General features: G+C 65.4%; 18 protein-coding genes. 11 read left to right on the top strand and 7 right to left on the bottom strand.

Translation table 11 applies throughout. From position 1 onward, the window contains the following. Positions 1-152 precede the first annotated feature (152 nt). From C1725_RS00800 to C1725_RS00785, 4 genes are all read left to right on the top strand, one after another. The gene (locus tag C1725_RS00800) at positions 153-2,132 is read left to right on the top strand and encodes a fructose-1,6-bisphosphatase (protein ID WP_346026204.1); all 1,980 of its coding nucleotides are present in this window, start codon (positions 153-155) and stop codon (positions 2,130-2,132) included. 122 nt (positions 2,133-2,254) lie between these two features. Beyond that, complete coding sequence (locus tag C1725_RS00795) at positions 2,255-2,797, top strand: DUF308 domain-containing protein (RefSeq protein WP_102409783.1); 543 nt, start codon at positions 2,255-2,257, stop codon at positions 2,795-2,797. Positions 2,798-2,921: 124 nt separating this feature from the next. Further along, entirely contained in the window at positions 2,922-3,416 is a 495-nt protein-coding gene (locus C1725_RS00790) for a hypothetical protein (RefSeq protein ID WP_102409782.1), read from the top strand. A 15-nt stretch (positions 3,417-3,431) separates the two neighbouring features. Next, entirely contained in the window at positions 3,432-3,869 is a 438-nt protein-coding gene (locus tag C1725_RS00785) for a hypothetical protein (protein WP_102409781.1), read from the top strand. Positions 3,870-3,909: 40 nt separating this feature from the next. Here the strand turns inward: C1725_RS00785 and C1725_RS00780 are convergent, their stop codons facing one another. After that, on the bottom strand, positions 3,910-4,266 hold the full coding sequence (locus C1725_RS00780; RefSeq protein ID WP_102409780.1) for a hypothetical protein: 357 nt from the start codon (positions 4,264-4,266) through the stop codon (positions 3,910-3,912). A gap of 109 nt (positions 4,267-4,375) precedes the next feature. Between C1725_RS00780 and C1725_RS00775 the strand changes: the two genes are divergently transcribed. Both C1725_RS00775 and C1725_RS00770 read left to right on the top strand, forming a co-directional pair. Continuing rightward, positions 4,376-4,558 carry a YlcI/YnfO family protein gene (locus C1725_RS00775; protein ID WP_102409779.1) on the top strand — a complete coding sequence of 61 codons (183 nt, stop codon included), beginning with the start codon at positions 4,376-4,378 and terminating at the stop codon, positions 4,556-4,558. A 191-nt stretch (positions 4,559-4,749) separates the two neighbouring features. Then, positions 4,750-5,157: a hypothetical protein gene (locus C1725_RS00770; protein WP_102409778.1), complete on the top strand. Its 408-nt coding sequence runs from the start codon at positions 4,750-4,752 to the stop codon at positions 5,155-5,157. 87 nt (positions 5,158-5,244) lie between these two features. Here C1725_RS00770 and C1725_RS00765 read toward each other — a convergent pair whose 3' ends face one another. Next, entirely contained in the window at positions 5,245-7,431 is a 2,187-nt protein-coding gene (locus C1725_RS00765; RefSeq protein WP_102409777.1) for an alpha-galactosidase, read from the bottom strand. Positions 7,432-7,716: 285 nt separating this feature from the next. Between C1725_RS00765 and C1725_RS00760 the strand changes: the two genes are divergently transcribed. Together C1725_RS00760 and C1725_RS00755 are read left to right on the top strand one after the other, a co-directional pair. After that, positions 7,717-8,670 (top strand): M14 family metallopeptidase, encoded by a 954-nt coding sequence (locus C1725_RS00760; RefSeq protein WP_346026203.1) that lies wholly within the window; start codon positions 7,717-7,719, stop codon positions 8,668-8,670. Continuing rightward, a complete protein-coding gene (locus tag C1725_RS00755; protein WP_102409776.1) occupies positions 8,667-9,602 on the top strand; it encodes a M14 family metallopeptidase in 936 nt (311 codons plus the stop codon). Before C1725_RS00760 ends, C1725_RS00755 begins: the two co-directional genes overlap by 4 nt. A gap of 292 nt (positions 9,603-9,894) precedes the next feature. On the opposite strand, the gene C1725_RS00750 is transcribed toward C1725_RS00755, so the two are convergent. From C1725_RS00750 to C1725_RS00740, 3 genes are all read right to left on the bottom strand, one after another. Next, positions 9,895-11,283, bottom strand: a complete 1,389-nt coding sequence (locus tag C1725_RS00750) for an MATE family efflux transporter (protein ID WP_346026202.1) — start codon at positions 11,281-11,283, stop codon at positions 9,895-9,897. Between the two features lie 237 nt (positions 11,284-11,520). Then, positions 11,521-12,567 carry a hypothetical protein gene (locus tag C1725_RS00745; RefSeq protein WP_102409774.1) on the bottom strand — a complete coding sequence of 349 codons (1,047 nt, stop codon included), beginning with the start codon at positions 12,565-12,567 and terminating at the stop codon, positions 11,521-11,523. A gap of 32 nt (positions 12,568-12,599) precedes the next feature. Continuing rightward, complete coding sequence (locus C1725_RS00740; RefSeq protein ID WP_102409773.1) at positions 12,600-14,309, bottom strand: L,D-transpeptidase family protein; 1,710 nt, start codon at positions 14,307-14,309, stop codon at positions 12,600-12,602. Between the two features lie 280 nt (positions 14,310-14,589). On the opposite strand from C1725_RS00740, the gene C1725_RS00735 reads away from it, so the two are divergent. Beyond that, the gene (locus C1725_RS00735; RefSeq protein WP_102409772.1) at positions 14,590-15,750 is read left to right on the top strand and encodes an amidohydrolase family protein; all 1,161 of its coding nucleotides are present in this window, start codon (positions 14,590-14,592) and stop codon (positions 15,748-15,750) included. 122 nt (positions 15,751-15,872) lie between these two features. Here C1725_RS00735 and C1725_RS00730 read toward each other — a convergent pair whose 3' ends face one another. Both C1725_RS00730 and C1725_RS19100 read right to left on the bottom strand, forming a co-directional pair. Continuing rightward, complete coding sequence (locus tag C1725_RS00730) at positions 15,873-16,550, bottom strand: peptidoglycan-binding protein (RefSeq protein WP_346026201.1); 678 nt, start codon at positions 16,548-16,550, stop codon at positions 15,873-15,875. A 69-nt stretch (positions 16,551-16,619) separates the two neighbouring features. Then, positions 16,620-16,784 carry a hypothetical protein gene (locus C1725_RS19100; RefSeq protein WP_346026200.1) on the bottom strand — a complete coding sequence of 55 codons (165 nt, stop codon included), beginning with the start codon at positions 16,782-16,784 and terminating at the stop codon, positions 16,620-16,622. Between the two features lie 176 nt (positions 16,785-16,960). On the opposite strand from C1725_RS19100, the gene C1725_RS00725 reads away from it, so the two are divergent. Further along, positions 16,961-17,914 carry an exonuclease domain-containing protein gene (locus C1725_RS00725; RefSeq protein ID WP_102409771.1) on the top strand — a complete coding sequence of 318 codons (954 nt, stop codon included), beginning with the start codon at positions 16,961-16,963 and terminating at the stop codon, positions 17,912-17,914. A 14-nt stretch (positions 17,915-17,928) separates the two neighbouring features. Beyond that, positions 17,929-18,465, top strand: a complete 537-nt coding sequence (gene dcd / locus C1725_RS00720) for a dCTP deaminase (protein WP_102409770.1) — start codon at positions 17,929-17,931, stop codon at positions 18,463-18,465. Positions 18,466-18,502: the final 37 nt, after the last annotated feature.

Raw genomic sequence — 18,502 nt, 5'->3', positions numbered from 1 at the left:
ACCGTGTGCGGCGAAGGGGGGACGGGGTTCGGCCCGCCGCGCCCTCCCTTGAAACGGGGCGGGAAAGCTGGTACAATAAGACAAGCTCTTGATTAATAGACGGACTTTGACCCGTTTTGGTTGCACCTTTCATGAAAAAAGGGGGGATTTTTTTGACGCACAGCGGCGATCGGGAGGCTTACCTGCGCCTGCTTTCCCAGCATTACCCCACCATTCGCGAGGCCTCCGCGCAGATCATCCACCTGCGCGCGGTGCTCGGCCTGCCCAAGGGCACGGAGCACTTCCTTTCCGACCTGCACGGCGAGCACGCGGCCTTCCTGCACATGCTGCACAACGCGAGCGGGGTCATCAAGTCGAAGATTCGCGACCTGTATCAGAATATGCTGCCCGCGCACGAGCGCGACCTGCTGTGCACGCTGGTCTACTACCCGGAGGAAAAGCTCGCGCTGCTCAGGCGTCAGGGCGTGCTCTGCGACGAGTGGTACCGCATCACGCTCTACCGGCTGATCGAGGTCTGCCGCCTGCTTTCGGGCAAGTACACGCGCGTGCACATCCGCGAGGCCCTGCCGGACGACCTGGGCGGCGTGCTCGAGGAGCTGCTCGCGCGCGACGACAGCCGGGACAAGCAGGCCTATTACGAGGAGATCATGCGCTCGATCCTGGAGACGGGGCAGGGGGACGCGATGATCGTCGCCCTCTCGCGCACCATCCAGTACCTCGCCATCGACCGGCTGCACATCATCGGGGACATCTACGACCGCGGCCCGCGCGCGGACCTCATCCTGGACGCGCTGATCGGCTATCATCAGGTGGACGTGCAGTGGGGCAACCACGACATCGTCTGGATGGGCGCGGCGGCGCTGTGCGAGGCGTGCATCGCGCAGGTCGTCGTCACCTCCGTCAAGTACGGCAACCTGGACACGCTCGAGGTCGGCTACGGCATCTCGCTGCGCCCGCTGGCGACGATGGCGATGGAGGTCTACGCGGACGACCCCTGCGACGCCTTCCGCCCGCACGAGAACGGCGAGGCGCTGCAGGAGGACGAGATGCAGATCGCCCGCATGCACAAGGCGGCCGCGGTGCTGGAATTCAAGCTCGAGGGGCAGCTCATCGCCCGCCACCCGGAGTACGGCATGGAGGACAGGCGGCTGCTGCACCGCGTCGATCCCGCGGCCGGAACGGTTCGCATCGGGGAGCGGACGGTTCCGCTGCGCTCCTGCCGCTTCCCGACCGTGGATTGGAACGACCCCTACGCCCTGAGCCCGCAGGAGCGCGAGGTCATGGACCGGCTCGTGACCGCCTTCGCCCACAGCGAAAAGCTCCAGCGCCACGTGCGCTTCCTCTACAGCGCGGGCAGCATGTACCTGCGCTGCAACGGCAACCTCCTGTATCACGGCTGCATCCCGCTGACGCCGGAGGGCGACTTCGCGCCGATCCCCCTGCCGTGCGCCGGGGGCGAGGCCCCGCCCGTGGGGCCGGAGGCGATCGACCGGGCCGACCGGCTCGCGCGCCAGGGCTTCTTCGCGCGCGCGGGCAGCCGCGCCCGCATGGACGGCCAGGACTTCCTCTGGTACCTGGGCTGCGGGCCTTACTCGCCGCTGTTCGGCAAGGACCGCATGGCGACGTTCGAGCGCTGCTTCGTCGCGGACAGGGAGACGTGGAAGGAGACGAAGAACCTCTACTACAGCCTGCTGGACGACGAAAAGATGGCGCGGCGCATCCTCGCGGCCTTCGGCCTCTCGCCCGACCGGGGGCACATCGTCAACGGCCACGTGCCGGTGCAGCTCAAGAAGGGCGAAAGCCCCGTCAAGGCGAACGGCCGCCTGCTGGTGATCGACGGGGGGCTCTCCCGCGCGTATCAGCCGGTCACGGGCATCGCGGGCTACACGCTGATCTTCAACTCGCACGAGCTCTCGCTCGTCGCGCACCAGCCCTTTGAATCGACCGCGCGCGCCATCACCGAGGAGCAGGACATCCACTCCGTGCAGACGGTGGTGGAGAAGATGCCCCGCCGCCTGCTGGTGTCGGACACCGACCAGGGCGACGAGCTGCGCGGACGCATCGCGGATCTGGAGGAGCTCTTGTGCGCGTACCGGGAGGGCCGGGTAAAGGAGGCCCGCGCGGGGCGCTGAGCGCGCGCGGAAACGTCATTTCGGCGGGCACGTACAGGTTTTGAAACGATAAAGGTTTCCGCGTAAAGCGAAAGACGGTATAATCCCCCCCGGGACATCACATTCCGGAGGGGATTTCTTTTATGGAGGAGAAACACGTTTTTCTGCGCCTGCTGTCGGTGCTTTCGGGCGTCCTGCTGATCGTCTCGGGCGCGCTGTGCATCCTGCGGCCGGGGGCGGCGCTGCCGGCGCTTTCGACGCTGCTGGGCGTCTCGATGCTCGTGTCGGGCATCCTCGGCGTCGTCGGCTTCGCGCTGTGCGGGGACGCGGTTCACGGCGCTTGTTATCTGCTGCTGGACGGCGTGCTGACGGTCCTGCTTTCCGCGCTCGTGCTCCTGAACCGCCTGTTCCCGCCGCTCGGGCTGGCGGCGCTCTTTTCCCTGTGGATGCTCTTTTTGGGCGTCAGCCGGTTCGTGCGCTCGCTGGAGCTGCGGCGCGCCGGCGTGCGCGGCTGGGGCTGGTTCACGGCGATGGGCGCGGCTTCGGTGCTGGGCGGCTTTGTGACGATGGCCTCGCCCTTCGCCTCGCTGTTCCCGCGGAGCTTTACGGCGGGCGCGGTCTTCGCCCTGGAGGGCGTATGCATGGCGGCGAGCGGCCTGCTCGTGCGGCGCACGGGGCGGCTTTAACGGCGCACATCTTTCGCGCCGCCGCATAATGTAAGAAGCGAAGGCGGACTGCGGTTTCCCGGGACTCGGTACATACGGGGGGCGACCCCGTATGGCATCTAAACTATGGGGAGGAAACCGCAGAATGGAACCGATTGAAATCAGGACCCTCGACATCAAGGGGCAGGCGACGCCCGTGCAGAATATCCCGGTTCAGGCCGTGCCTGTGCAGGAAACGAGGGAGTGCCCGATGCCCACGCCGGAGGAGACGCACGTCTATTTCGAGCGCTGCGAGGAGGCCAAGACGGTCGACATGGGCAGCGTGGAGGTAGATCAGGGCGGCCGCATTCTGGACGTGTCGCTGACGCTCAGGAACGTCTGTCCGCACAAGCGCACGGCGATCGGCGTGACGCTGACCGAGGTGGACGCCGCGGGCCGCGAATACGCGCGCGGCTTCAAGTGCGTGACGGTGCCGGCGCACCAGAACGAAAGCTGCTGTGACCTGAGAACCCCCCGCATGCGCTTTATCCTCCCGGAGGATCTGCGCGTGGACGGCGCGGCCGGCGTCTGCTCCGGGCGCCGCCACTTCATCCTGCGCGCGGCCACGCACAACGTGGACACGTGCGTGACGATGCGGTAAGGGGGAAACAAGGCCATGTGCAACAGCCGTTATTATGATGTGATCTCCGTCGCCGTCAGCATTCTGGTGGGCATTGCGTTTTCCGTGCTCGCGCTGCTCAACTTCCTGACCGCCGGGCTTTTGACGCCGATTCTGGGCATCGCGTTCGGCGCGTTCTGCCTGGTTCTGCTCACGCTCGGCGCGGTCAGCCTGCTGCGCCAGAACGACGCGATCAACGCCTGCGTCTGCCGCAAGGGCATGCGCCTGCTTTGGCCCGCGCTGCTTCTGATGCTCGTCTCCGCCTTCACGCTGGTCTTCGCCCTGACCAATCTGGTCATCGGATTGATCCTGGCGTTCCTGCTCTACGCGCTGTTCACGTACACGGTCTTCGGCCTGTACTGCTACCTGGCCTGCCTGGTGAAGTCCGGCTGCCGGGAACGCGGCGCGGATACCATCGAGGTCGTGTGCCGCTGAGGCGCGGAAGGGCTCCCGAAAGGGGGCCCTTTTGGGCGGTTCAGGTAAAGTTGTGCCGGTCGCCGCATGCGATGCCGAACGCCTCGAAGAGGCAGATGACGCGCTCCACGCAGTCGAAGTCGTCCAGCTCGCCGTCCAGCAGCGCCATGTGAACGCCGTACAGGAGGTCGTAGGCGCCCTGGGCGCATTCGTCCCTGTAGCAGCCCGGATGGGACGGCTTGGGCAGGCGGCAGATCACGGCGCTGCGGATGCAGGATTTCATGGTGCTGGGGAATTGAGGGGTCGCCTCGTCTACGGGAAGCTCCAGGAAGGGGTATTTCTCGTGGTATTTGCGGTATCGCTTGCGCAGGGACTCCAGCTTTGCCGCGCCTGGCCGGCCGGCCTTTTTGTTCTGCATATGCGTCGTTCCTTTGTCATGCAAATGTTATACATCTGTGATGCTTACAATGATTATACAATTTGTCATAATAAAGAAAAATCATACAAATGCATTGCAGGTGGCGGAAATGAAATTCAAAATCCCAACCGTCCCGGCGACGACAAACAAGTGTATCCGATTCCCCAATGACGTGCTGGAACGGATCGAACAGGCCATCACCGGGAAGCAAACGACGTTTTCCGCCTTTGTCGTGCAGGCCGTCCGCGACGCGCTGGACAGCCTGGAGGAGGACGACGAACAGACAAAATAAGGGGCTCCCTCCAGTTTCGGGGGGAACGCCCTGTTTTGGGGCCTCGCAAACGGGCATTCCCCTGCACCGGTGCGGATTTACACTTTCCCCGCGCAGGAGAATGTGGTATAATCGGCACAGATATCACGGCGGGGATTGCGCCTGAAACGCTGCAAAAGCCTGGAAATGGAAGAAACAAAAGGAGCACGGTTATGGAAAACGAAGAGTTTCAACGCCTCGTACTAGAAAAGCTTGGCTCGGTGGAGAGCCATATCGACTCGATGGAAAGCCATATCAGCTCGATGGAGAGCCGGATGGACTCGATGGAGAGCCATATCGGCTCGATGGAAAGCCGGATGGACTCGATGGAGAGCCATATCAGCTCGATGGAGAGCCGGATGGACTCGATGGAAGGCCGCATGGACTCGATGGAGGGCGACATCAGAGAGCTGAAGGCGGGCCAGGACATTTTGCGCGAAGGGCAGATTCTGCTGCAAAAGCGCGTCAATTCCATGGAGCTCAAGCTCGATCATCTTGGGTTCGACATGGCCCAGGTGCTTTACAACGCCACCACGGCCGTGGACGAGGCGCTGGGGCACAAGCAGGAAAAGGAAAGCTGAGCGCGAACACAGGGGCGCGGACGGCCTCTCCGCCGTGAGGAGAAGACCGCCCGCGCCCTTTTTTGCCGATTTGCCGGTTCGCTTTGGCTATCCGATCCGCCGCAGCTCCATCACCAGGCTCTTGAAGTCGCCCACGGGCTGGCCGCCCGGCTGGATGAAGGGCAGGCGCACGCCCGCGCCCGTCAGCACCGAGGCGTCGTATTCGGCCCCGGTCTCCTCGTCGCGCCAGCGCCCGTCGGGGATGTCCGCGAGCTTTACGCGGCGCATCTGCGGGTTCGCGCTTTGCAGCGTCACGAACGCGAAGAGCAGGACCGTGTCCTCCAACTGGAACTGCCAGGCGCACAGGTTGCCCTCGAAGGGGCTGATCAGGCGCGTAAACGCGCCCTGCTGCGTAACCCGGCGGATGCGCTTCACCCGCTCGATCTGGCGGCGGATGATCTCCAGGTCCTCCGGCGTCTGCTGCGACAGGTCGAGCTCGTAGCCGAAGTTGCCGCTCATCGCCACGTCGCCGCGCATCTTCATGTCCGTCACGCGCCCGACCTGATGGTTCGGCACCGCGGACACGTGCGCGCCCATCGTGCTGGCGGGGTAGACGACGCTCGTGCCGTACTGGATCTTCAGGCGCTCCGCCGCGTCGGTGTCGTCGCTCGTCCAGGTCTGGGGCATGTAGTAGAGCATGCCGGGGTCAAAGCGCCCGCCGCCGCCCGAGCAGGACTCGAAGAGCACCTCGGGGAAGGCGGACGTGATCGACTCCATCACGCGGTACACGCCCAGCATGTAGCGGTGGGGTGCCTCGTCCTGGCGCTCCGGGGGCAGCGCGGCCGAGCCGTACTCCGCGAAGTTGCGGTTCATGTCCCACTTGACATAGGAGATGGGCGCGCTTTTGAGCACCGCGCAGATCGCCTCGACGACGTAATCCTGCACGTCCGCGCGCGACATGTCGAGGATCCACTGGTTGCGCGCCTGCGTGGCCGTGCGCTCGGGCACGCGCAGCACCCAGTCCGGGTGGGCCCGGCAAAGGTCGGAGTTAGGCGAGATCATCTCCGGCTCCACCCAGAGGCCGAAGCGCATGCCGAGCGCCTCGATGTCCTCCGCCAGACCCTTGAGGCCCCGGGGCAGCTTGCGGGGGTTGACCACCCAGTCGCCCAGCGAGCGGTCGTCGCTGTCGCGCTCGCCGAACCACCCGTCGTCGAGCACGAACAGCTCCACGCCCAGGCCGGCCGCCGTGCGCGCGATGCGCAGGATCTTCTCGTGGTCGAAGCGGAAGTAGGTCGCCTCCCAGTTGTTGATGAGGATCGGGCGCTCGCGGTCGCGCCAGTAGCCGCGGCACAGGCGCGTGCGGTACAGCGCGTGATAGATCTGCGACATGCCGTTCAGGCCCGCGTCGCTGTAGGCGAGCACCGCCTCCGGCGTCTGGAACGACTCGCCCGGCAGCAGGGTCCAGCCGAACGTCTCGGGGTTCAGCCCGCAGACCGCGCGCGTCTGGCCGTAGGCGTCCTCGTCCACGGCGATTTGAAAGTCGCCGCTGTACACCAGGCTGATGCCGTAGACGCCGCCCGTGCGCTCGGTGGCCTCCGGCTCCATCAGCGCGCAGAAGGGGTTGTGCTGGTGCCCGCTCGCCCCGCGCGCGGAGCGGATGACGCGCTCGGCGTGCATGGGGCCGACGCGCTCGATCTGGCGCTCCTTGCCCCAGGCGCCGTGCAGGTGCAGCAGGTCGTAAGCGCCGAAGAGGTTGATGGAGGCGCTTGCGCACGCGCGCAGCTTCACGGGCGCGCCGCCCGCGTTGAGGACCCGAAGGCTCACGGCGATGGCATCGTGGCGCGAAAAGAGCGTGTAGCAAAGCGTGGCCTCGAGGCCCGTCACCTCGTCGCGCAGGTGCGCGCTGAGCGTCTGCGCCTCGTCCTCCCGCTCCACATAGGTGGCGGGCAGGCCCGCGAGCGGGGGCTTGCCGGGCGTCACCTCCGCGCGCAGGAACGAAAGGCGGGTGGTGCGCTGGCCGCCCCGTCCCACAGCGCAAAGCTGCGCGGGCCGGAAATCGCCGCGCCCGGCGGTCGGCAGGGCAAAGGGCAGGGTCGCGTTGTCGGTGTCGAAGGAAGCGAGGCGCTCTGAGGTCAGCAGCGCAGCGGGCACGTCGGCGTCCTCGAGGCGCGCGCCGAAGTAGGGCATGATGAGCTCGTCCGCGCCGTCCTGCACTTTGTAGGCGCACAGCACCATGCTCAGGCGCCGGCCCTGCAGGTGGCAGCAGCGGGCGTCGGGGGAGAGGAAGATCGGCATGTAAAAAATCCCTCCGTTTCAGTCGGATCGTTCAGGCAGCGTCTGGCCGGGCGGCCTTTGCAGCATCAGCATAGCAGCAGCGCGCCCCCGCGTCAAGAGCCCGCAGGGCTTATCTTTTGCATAAGTGAAAGGAATCATGCGCTTATGCGCCCGGGAAAGGGTCACTTTTATCCAAATTTCGGCAGGAAGACGAAATTTGCACGGGGAACGCTTGCATTTACGCATGCTTTGTGCTATTCTGCGAGTGGATTATGCCCCTGTATGGAATTTCGGAGGGAATGAACATTGGACAACCTGAAGCAAGTGTCCACCGTGGCTTCGGTGGCGCTGCCGGTGGACGAGCGGCTGATGGTCCGCCGCTGCCGGTATAAGGGCGGGGAAGGGGCGCGCCGTCTGTGCATCGTCACGGGCACGCACGGCGACGAGCTCGAGGGGCAGTACGTCTGCTTCGCCTTGGCCCAGCGCATTCAGCAGAGCCCCGAATGCCTGAACGGCATCGTGGACATCTACCCTGCGCTGAACCCCATGGGCATCGACTCGGTCACCCGCGGCATCCCGGCGTTCGACCTGGACATGAACCGCATCTTTCCGGGCTCGAAGAGCGGCTCGGCCTTTGAGGAAATCGCCAGCGACATCGTGGAAAGCCTCACGGGCGCGGACCTGGTGCTCGACATCCACGCGAGCAGCATCTTCCTGCGCGAGGTGCTGCAGGGCCGCATCATGCACGAGTGCGAGGAGCGGCTGATGCCCCTCGCCAGGCGGCTGAACCTGGAATTCATCTGGTCCTATCCCGCGGCGACGGTCATGAAGGCCACGCTGTCGCATACGCTCAACTCCCTGGGCACGCCCTGCATCGTGGTGGAGATGGACGTGGGCATGCGCATCAATAGGCGCATGGGCGACCGGCTGGTGGACGGCATCCTCGCGCTGCTCGTGGATCTGGGCATCTGGAAGAGCGAAGCGCCCAGGGTGGGCGAGCCCATCGTCTCCACGAAGGACGAGGGGGTGGTCTTCGTGAACGCGGAGGCGTCCGGCATCTTCGTGCCCGAGGACCTTCAGGACGACCGCGTCGCCCGCGACGGGCGCCTGGGCCGCATCCTCGACCCGCTGCACGGAACGGTCCTGTCGGACGTGCTCGCCCCCTGCGACGCGCTGGTGTTCAGCATGCGCGCCTACCCGGTGGTCTATCAGGGCTCGCTCATCGCCCGGCTGATGAAGACGGGAGGCGGCGACGCATGAAGAAGGACATCCTCTTTTCCCTGCCCTCGCCCTACCGCGACACCATGCGCGTCACGGGCTACCGCTTCGGCAAGGGCGAGCGCTCCTGCGCGATCATCGGGGCCATGCGCGGCAACGAGGTGCAGCAGCTCTACGTCTGTTCGCGCCTGGTCGCCATGCTGCGCGAGGTCGAGCAGGAGGGCGGCCTCGTGCCCGGCAGGAGCGTGCTGGTCATTCCCACGGTCAACAACTTCTCCATGAACCTGGGCAAGCGCTTCTGGTCGATGGACAACACGGACATCAACCGCATGTACCCCGGCAAGAAGGACGGCGAAACCACGCAGCGCATCGCCTACGAGGTGTTCGAGCGCCTGCGGGGGTATCAGAGCGGCATTCAGCTCGCCTCCTTTTACATGCCGGGCACGTTCATCCCGCACGTGCGCATGATGGACACCGGCTTTCAGGACACGGAGCTGGCCAAGGACTTCGGCCTGCCCTACGTCTACGTGCGCACGCCCAAGCCCTACGACACGGTGACGCTCAACTACAACTGGCAGGTGAGCGGTACGGACGCCTTCTCGCTCTACGCGGGCAAGACGGACACCATCGACGAAAACGCGGCGGAGCTGTGCATCCGCTCCATCGTGCGCTTCCTCAACCTGCGCGGCATCGTGAAGTGCGACATGCCGCCGGGCCACGCGAGCGTGGTCATCACCGACGAGGACATGCACGCCGTGTCCTCCACCAGCGGCGGCCTGCTGCGCCGGGTGAAGTTCGCGGGCGCGCACGTGCGCCGGGGCGAGCAGCTCGCCTTCATCATGGACCCCTACGACGGCTCCGTGCGCGAGGTGCTGCGCACCCCCATCACGGGCACCCTCTTCTTCGTGCACGACCAGCCCTTCGTGCTGGAACACACCCCGGTGTTTAAAGTGCTTGGAAGCCGCATGGATTGACAGCATTGGTCACACAGAATTTGGAAAAATAGCTTGCATTTGCGCAGATCAACCGCTATAATAAAATCGGAAGGGCGTTTCACCCACGGACGACGTATACAGAGTGCTGTATGCGGGGGAGGGACGCCTTTTCCTTATGCCCGGGCAGGGCCCGGTGCCATCTCCGAAGCGCCGTATTCCGCTCGTTTTGGGTGCGCGCGGCCAAGGCTTACCGCGTCATACGGCGAACAGGCCGCGGCGTACCCTCCTTCTTGGGAGCGTACGCCGCGGCCTGCTTATTTTTATGCTTCTGTCAGGACTTCCCGGCGGCGCGCATGCCCTCTTCGGTGACGGGATGGATCCACCGGTCGCGCAGGAAGTAGCGCAGGGCGAAGAACGTCTTGACGGCGTCCTCGCTGAGCAGCATCACGAGGTAGACGGCGATGAAGGGCAGGTGCAGCACCATGCCGCACAGGAACGTGAGGGGCAGGGCGATGCACCAGACGCAGACGGTGTCGAGGATGACGCCGATGCGCGTGTCGCCGCCCGCGCGGAAGACGCCGACGATGGTGATGTAGGGGATGTTGCGAAGCCCGATCTCCAGCCCGTAGAGCAGGATGATGCTGCGGGTGAGCCCGCGCACCGCGTCCGAGACGTTGAACAGGGAGAGGATGGGCGTTCTGAGCGCGATGAGGGCCAGCCCCACGGTCACGGACAGGACGGTCATCAGCACGGTGAAGCGGCGGGCGTCGAGCCGCGCGCGGTCGAAGTCGCCCGCGCCGATGCGCTTGCCGATCAGCACGGAGCAGGCGTGGCACAGGCCGACGAAGAACACGAAGGCGAGGTTTTCCACGGTGCGGAAGATCGTGAGGGCGGCGTAGTTGTCCGTGCCCATGTGCCCGTAGATCATGTTGTAGCCCATGGTGCCCACGGCCCACATGCCCTCGTTGACGAGCGCGGGGAGGCTCACGTACAGAAAGCGGCGCAGAAAGGGCGCGTCCCAGTCGAAGAGCCGGCGCACGTCGGTGCGCAGCAGCGTGCGGCGAAGGAACGCCGCGGCGTAGAGCACGACGACGTTGACCCACGCGGCGATGGTGGTGGCGATGGCCGCGCCGCGCAGCCCCATCGCGGGCGCGCCCAGCTTGCCGAAGATGAGCGCGTAGTTGAGTGCGGCGTTGGTGAGCACGGAGCACAGCGAGGCGAGCACCGGCAGGCGCACCTCCTCCGTGGAGCGCAGCAGCGTGCTCGCCGCCTGGCTGAGCGCGAGGCCGAGGTAGGAGAAGCAGACCACGGTGAGGTAGCTTGCGCCCTGCTCCACGACCACGGGGTCCTTCGTAAACAGGTGCATGACGAACCCCGGGGCCAGGCGCCCGACGAGCATGAACAGCACCGCCGGGATGCATGCGCCGGTGAGCAGCAGGCCGAACGTGCGGTGGATGCCCCGGATGTCGCGCACGCCCCAGTACTGCGCGAGGAAGACCGCCGCGCCGCTGGAAACGCCGAAGAAGAGGATGTTCATCACCCACGACCACTGGCCGGCCATGCCGACGGCGGCGAGGGGGATGTCGCCCAGGGAGCCGATCATGACCGTATCGACCAGCGTGAAGGACGAGAGCAGCAGGTTTTGCAGCGCGATGGGCAGCGCGAGGCGCAGGGCGGACCGCCAGAAGCTGCGGTCCGCGAAGAGTGTTTTCAGGCGCATGGTCGTCTCCTTGTGCGGCGCGCGGGCAGAAAGATGCTCCCCCGAAGGGGAGTGAGAAAGCAGCGTAAAGCCAAAGGGGATGTATGAAGGGGGCGTTTTCCGCAGACAAATGCGCAGCATTTGCGTAGGAAAACATGACCCGTAATCTTCGTGCAAAATAAACTTCATTTTGCACGAGGCCATCGACAAAGTCGATGGCCCGAAGGCTCCCCGAAGGGAGCGAAGATGCCTGCGGTCTTATTTTCGGTCGGAAAGCGTGTAGATGGAATCCATCAGCATCCCCAACTGCGACGCATCGGGCAGCTCCTGCCCCTCCATCGCCAGGCAGGCCAGCGCGTAGTGCACGATGCTGTAGTAGTTGATGCCCGTGGGCCGCCGCATCGTGAGCCAGTAGCGGCCGAAACGCACGATCCGCTCGCGGTTCTTTTGCAGCAGGTCGTCCAGCTCGTTGATGTAGTGGATGCCCAGGAACGCGAGCTTTTGGGGAACCTTCTGGCGGATGATGAACTCCGTGTCGAACGTCATGGGGATCGTCTGGCCGTCGGCAATGTCGGCGTTCATCGCGCGCACGGTGTCCGACGTGTCCAGGTACTTGCAAAGCGAGGTGATGTTGATGTCGGTCTTGAGCACGCGCTCGATGCGGTCGATGGAGTGGTTGTAGCGCTCCACCTCGTCGCGCACGTTGCAGAACTCCTCGTCGAGCAGCTCCAGGGAGGCGGAAAGGCGCGAAAGCCGCCTGCGCACCACGCGCGGAATCTCGAAGTCGTTCTTGTAGCCCAGGCCGTGCTCGATCTCCGCCCACGCATGCTGCAGAACCGTGCGAATCTGAATTTCAAAGGCCACGTCCGCGTAGGGCTGGTATTCGGCGAGCTGCACGCGCGCGCCTGAAAAGCGCACGATCATGTGCAGCGAGTTGTAGCCGAAGTCCACGCTCTCCTGCATCTTGCGCCTGCGCTCCACGATTTCCACGACGTCGAACTCGCGCGCGATCAGGTTCTGCACGCGGTCCACGTCGTCCTCGAACAGGGTGATGATGCGGCAGCCGATCACGTCCGTGATGTCGGACAGGCGCTCGTACTTGTGCTTGAAGCGCACCTTGCGCCGCAGCTTTTCCTCGTTCTTGATGCGGATGGACAGGTTGGAGATCGCGATGCCCTCGCGCGCGATCAGCGTGGGCAGGATGTCCTCCAGGTCCGACGCCATGTGGCCGAAGAGCTCGCGCTTTTGCGCGAACTCGGCCATGATGCTCTCTTCAAACTGTTCGGGGATCGCCAGTTCCGACATGGGGCAGCCCTCTTCTCAAGTCGTGATGGGGATTATTCGTCCGGCGCGTCCGCGCCCTCGATTTCGTCCGCGGTCTGGTCGCTGGAGCCGAGCACGTCGTCGGGGATCGCCGCGCCGATCTGCTCGGCGGCCTTCTTCCAGTTTTCCAGAATGGTCTCCTTGCGCAGGGGCGCGTGGCAGTCCGGGCAGGGGGTCAGCTTGTCAAACGGCGCGGTGTCCAGGTCGCCGTAGGTGAAGTCGCCCGTCAGCGGCAGGAAGCGCTTCTTGACGTTCGGGCACTCCGCCACCGCGTGGTACATCTTGCCGCCGTCCAGGTTGCGGTAAAGCGGCGTGTCGTCCGCGGGCAGCTCGGGGTCGGGCATGGTGCGGCCCTTGTCCTCCCAGATGAGCACCTTGGTGTTCTTCTTGAGGTTGTCCCACAGCCAGCGCATGTTCTGCCCCTGCTCGTTTTTGGCGCGCTGGATGCGGATGCAGCCGTGGCTCGCCTTCTGGCCGAGGTACGCCTCGAAGTTGGCGTAGCGCCGCGTGGAGCCGTCCGAGCTCAGCTTGTGCGGCACCTCGTGCAGCAGCGTTCCGCCGTTGATGCGCATCGCCAGGTCGCAGTACATCAGGCCGGAGCCCGAACCGCTCTCGAACTGGCCCACCCAGCTTACGACGATGAACTCGCCCGCGGGCGTCTCGTTGTAGGGCTGATCCTTCGTGGGGAAGCCCGTGGAGCAGATCAGCTCGCCGATGATCTTGCCGTCTTCAAAGATGTAGAGCTTCTGCGTCAGCTTGTCTACGAGCAGCGCGTACTTGTCGGAGGGCGTCACGCTCTTGAGCAGGCTGGTCTTCACGTAGCCCTGAATCAGCTTGGCCGCCTGGTCGATGACGTGCTGCGACTCGATCGCCGTGCCGTCGTTGGAGTACGCCTCGATCAGCGTGTAGCCGTCCTGATCCTCGGAAAGGATGTTGACGCCCTGCGAGGTGCCGTGCAGCTCGCCCGCGATGTTCGTGCGGGGGCGCAGCTCCGCTCCGGCCTCGTAGGTCGGGTAGACGTGCTCGCGCTGATCCTTTTCCAGCACGGTGATGGGCTGCATCATGATGTCCCAGATCGCCTGCTGGTGCTCGGGGTCGTCCAGGTCGTAGTCGTCCGGGTTCATCTCCCAATACGTCCTGGCCGTGGGCACGGGCTTCTTCGTCGCCTCGGGCGCGGGCGTCCGGGTGGGCGCGGGCGTCGTCTTTTCGGGCTCGTCCGCCGGCTCTGCTTCGCCGTCCCCGGGCGCTTCGCCGTCGCCCGCGTCCGCTTCATCGTCCTGCGCGGCCGCGGCGGGGGCGCCCCCCTCCGCCTCCACGTCGAAGGCGATCATCTGCGCGGCGGATTCGTTGCCCGCCCCGTCCGTGAGGCGCAGCACGATGCCCCAGGGGCCCGCGGACAGCGTCTCCGTCTCGGACAGGCGGCCGTCCCAGCGCAGGATGCCGTGGCCCTCCTTGACGGGGATCTGGCCCAGCTCGCTGTGCTCCGAGCCGTCGGAGAGGTTGATCAGCGTCGCCGTGACCGTGCCCGCGACGCTGGAATCGAACTCGATGTACCAGCTGCTGCCGGGCACGAGCACGGAATCCTCCGCCAGCACGTTCGTCAGCTGCGGCGCGGCGTCCTCCGCGAGGGCCAGCGGTAGTACCGCAGACAGCGGCAGCACCGCAGGCAGCGGCAGCAGCGCGGGCAGCAGCGCGAGGAAGAGGGAAAGGATGCGTTTTGCCATCGTGGAACCTCCGTATGATTTCGATCGATGATGAAACCCTGCGCGCGGGGCGCGGGTGATCCTTTTATGTAACGGGCGACGGGGCCAAAACCCTGCCGCGCGGCAATCAAAGACATTATATCACAAAGGCGTGCGCATCCTCAAGGGCTGCGCGGGGAGTGGAAAGAAAAATCGGCGTCCGCGCGCAGAATTGACAGGCATTTGCGGATGGGCTACAATAAAACCACGCATTTAACGGCGTCCCGCCGCGGGCGGCGGGCAGCCGGAAAGGAAGGACGACATGCTGCTCATCCGAAACGCAAAAATCCTCACCATGGAGGATCAGGACTATCTGGACGGCGGGGACATCCTCGTGGACGAGGGGAAGATCCTCGCGGTGGGGGCCGACCTGCCCGCGCCGGACGCGGAGGTGTTCAACGCCCGGGGCATGTACGCCATGCCGGGCATCGTGGACGCCCACAGCCACATCGGCATGTGGGAGGACGCGCTGGGCTTCGAGGGCGCGGACGGCAACGAGGAGACGGCGCCCGTGACCGCGCAGATGCGCGCGATCGACGCGATCAACCCGCGCGACCGCTGCTTTGAGGAGGCGCTGCGCGGCGGCGTCACCTGCTGCGCGACCGGCCCCGGCAGCGCGAACGTGGTGGGCGGGCAGTTTGCGCTGCTCAAGACCTACGGAAGGACGCTGCGGGAACGCGTCGTGCGGGAGCCCCTGGCGCTCAAGGTCGCGTTCGGGGAAAACCCCAAGACCGTTTACAACGAGCGCAAGGAGACGCCCATGACGCGCATGGCGACGGCGGCGATTCTGCGCCAGGCGCTCGTGGACGCGCAGACCTACCTTGCGAAGATGCGCCTTGAGGACGAGGGCGACCGGCCCGACCGCGATCTGGGCAAGGAGGCGCTGGCCCTGGCGCTTTCGGGCGAGCTCATGGTCAAGGCGCACGCGCACCGCGCGGACGACATCATGACCGCGCTGCGCATCGCGGAGGAATTCGGCCTGCGGTTGTCGCTGGAGCACTGCACCGAGGGCTACCTGATCGCGGACGAGCTGCTCGCGGCCCAGCGGGCGCGCGGGGTGCGCGTCATCGTGGGGCCGCTGTTTACCGACCGGTCGAAGCCCGAGCTGCGGGAGCAGTCCTACAAGGCCCCGGCGCTGCTGGAGCGCGCGGGCGTGCGCTTCGCGCTGATGACCGACCACCCGGTTACGCCCATGCAGCACCTGCTGGTGACCGCCATCGTCGCCGTGCGCGAGGGGCTCTCCGAGCGCGGCGCGCTGCTCGCCGTCACGAAGAACGCGGCCTGGGCCGTGGGCGCGGAGGACCGCGTCGGCTCCATCGCGCCCGGCAAGGACGCGGACATCGCGCTCTACGACCGCGACCCGCTCGACGCGCGCGCGCACGTGAAGGCCGTGCTGGCCGGGGGAACGTGGGCGTTTCAGTGAAGCGCGGAATCGCGGGGAATTTACAGCGCGCCGGCGGGGGATTTCCCCCTGCCGGCGCGCGTTTTATGTACTTTCGGGTTCATGCCAGGCGGACTGGGCCGAAGCCCCCGCCTGCCCGCCGCTTAGCCCGGCAGGTTCGGCACCTGCTCGTTTGAAACGGGCGCCTGCGTCTGCGTCTGGCCCTGCGCATTGGAGATGGCGGAGTACTTCTTGTACAGCGCGGACTGCGTCTGCGCGCCCGCGATGCCGTCGTCCTTGAGGCTGTTGGCCTTCTGGAACTCCTTGACCGCGGTTTCGGTGTTCGCGCCGAAGATGCCGTCCGCGTTGCCGCTCAGGTAACCCAGCGTGATCAGCGCCTGCTGCAATGTCTTCACGTTGTCGTTCTTGTCGCCCTTCTTGAGCGTCGTGTAGCTGGGCTCCGGCGTGACCACCGGCGCGGGCGTCGGTGCGGGCGTGGCGATGGGCTCGGGCGTGGTGATCTCCACGGGCACCGTCGTCGAGCCGAAGACCGCGAACGTCTCCGCGGGCTGGGCGGAGGGCTGCGCTGCGCCGCCCTGCGGCGCCTGTGGGTCCGGCGTGCCGCCGCTGAACAGGAAGCGCACCAGCACGACCACCAGCACCAGCAGCACGATGAACAGGCCCCCAGCCACGATCAGCGCCTGCGGGTTGAGCTTGACCGGCGAGCTCGCCTTCGCGCTCTTGTGATAGCGGTTTTGCTGCGTCTTCATCAGATCCGTGTAGCAATGCGGACAAATATTTGAACCTTCCGGAATTTCTGTATGACAAACGGGACAGATCATATGCAGACCTCCTTTAACATCCCCGATACTTCACTTCTGATCTTAGTATAAACGATAATTTGTAATATATCAAGCGTTTTCGTCATAATTTTGTAATGATTGCGGGTTCTTTTTGCGCGAAGGTTCCTCCTGTAAAGCGCGGAGGACGGCCTCGCGCAGGTCGGTGCGGTTGATGAGCGGCAAGTACCTGAGCAGACTGCTGAGCGATTCGTCCGGCCATTCCTTTGTAACCAATAGAGCGCCCCCTTTATAGACGTAATTTTTGCGCCCTATGTTTTACCAACATTTGCGTTTTTTTCAACCAAAAAAACAAAAAATAAAGTAAATTATTTTGGTTGACAGAAATAGGGGGTCGTCAAAGCGCGCATTATCCGCTACAATAGGGGGAGCTGCTGTTTTGGAGGGAACCTATGTTCAGGCTTTTTGACCGGCCGCTCGCCGTGGTGGATCTGGAGTGGAACCAGAGCGCCAGCCACACGCGCTACGAGATGCCGCATGAAATCATCGAAATCGGCGTGGCGAAGCTCGGGCCGGACATGCGCGTGCTGGGCAGCGCGCAGTACGTGGTGCGCCCGGCCGTCTACCCGGCGCTCGACCGCCACATCCGCGAGGTGACGGGCATCACGCAGGAGGAGCTCGACGCGGGCGTGCCGTTTCAGGAGGCGTTCGCCGCGTTTATCGATTTTTGCGGGGAGGACGTTCAGCTCTGCACCTGGGGGCGGGACGATTACCCGGTGCTGCTGCGCAACACGCGCTACTTCGGGGTGAAGCTGCCGTTTGACCCGCCGCTGGACGCGCAGCTCCTGTACGCGCACCTGCTCACGAACACGCCGGCGCGCCAGGTGGGGCTGCACGCGGCGATGGAGGCGCTGGGCATCGAGCCGGAGCTGCCCGCGCACCGGGCGGTGTACGACGCGCTGTGCACGGCGCAGGTGCTGCCGAGGATTCGCGCGGCCTATGAAAGCGCCCCGGCGGAGGCGCTCCTCCGCCTGCAGGAGACGGTGATGCAGGAGGCGCGCGTCGCCGCCTCGGACGCGCGCAGCGTGCCCACGCATTACAAGTACCAGACCGAGGCCGTGGCGGACGAGGCGCTGGTGCGCGTGCGCTGCCCGGTCTGCGGGGGGAAGACGACGTTCAAGCTCCCGTGGTTCGACACGGGGCACGAGCGGTATCTCGCGCTTTCCGCCTGCCCGGAGCACGGCGTGGCGCTGTGCCAGATGCACTTCAAGCGCATGGTGAACACGCGCCTGCTCATGCACCAGCGCGCCTACATCGCCCCGCCGGAGCAGCAGGCCGAGGCCCTGCGCCGCCACGAGACGGCGCTGAAATGCCCGCCCCGGCGCTACGGGAAGCGAAACGCGTAGGGGAGGGAAGAGCCATGATCTTATCGGACGGAACGCTCCTTCGGATGATGGAGGAGGGGACGCTTTCCATCTCGCCTCTGACGCGGGAGCAGGTGCAGCCGGCGAGCGTGGACATCCGCCTCGGGGACACGTTCAGCGTCGTGGAGGACACGTCGGGCGGGGTCGTCTCGATGGCGCAGGAGATTCGCTACAAGCAGCTCCGCGCGGACAGGTACCTCCTGCTGCCGGGGCAGTTCGTTCTGGCGACGAGCGTGGAATACGTGACGCTGCCGGACGACGTGACGGCCTTCGTCGAGGGCCGCAGCTCGCTGGGCAGGATGGGGCTGTTCATCCAGAACGCGGGCTGGGTGGACCCCGGGTTCAGCGGGGAAATCACGCTGGAGCTGTTCAACGCTAACCGCTGCGCCATCGAGCTGCAGGCCGGGCGCAGGGTCGGCCAGCTGGTGTTCGCGAGGATGGACGCGAGCGCCCTGCATCCCTACCGGGGGAAGTATCAGGGGCAAAGGGGCGCGACCGGCTCCCGGGCGTTCCTGGACGCGGAGATCCGATAAGGGTGGAGCGCTTTCGCCCGCAGGCGGCGGGCCCGGC

Source organism: Beduinella massiliensis, assembly GCF_900199405.1.
In the GTDB taxonomy this organism is placed as follows: domain Bacteria; phylum Bacillota; class Clostridia; order Christensenellales; family Aristaeellaceae; genus Beduinella; species Beduinella massiliensis.
This window is presented reverse-complemented; position numbering and strand designations above follow the sequence as displayed.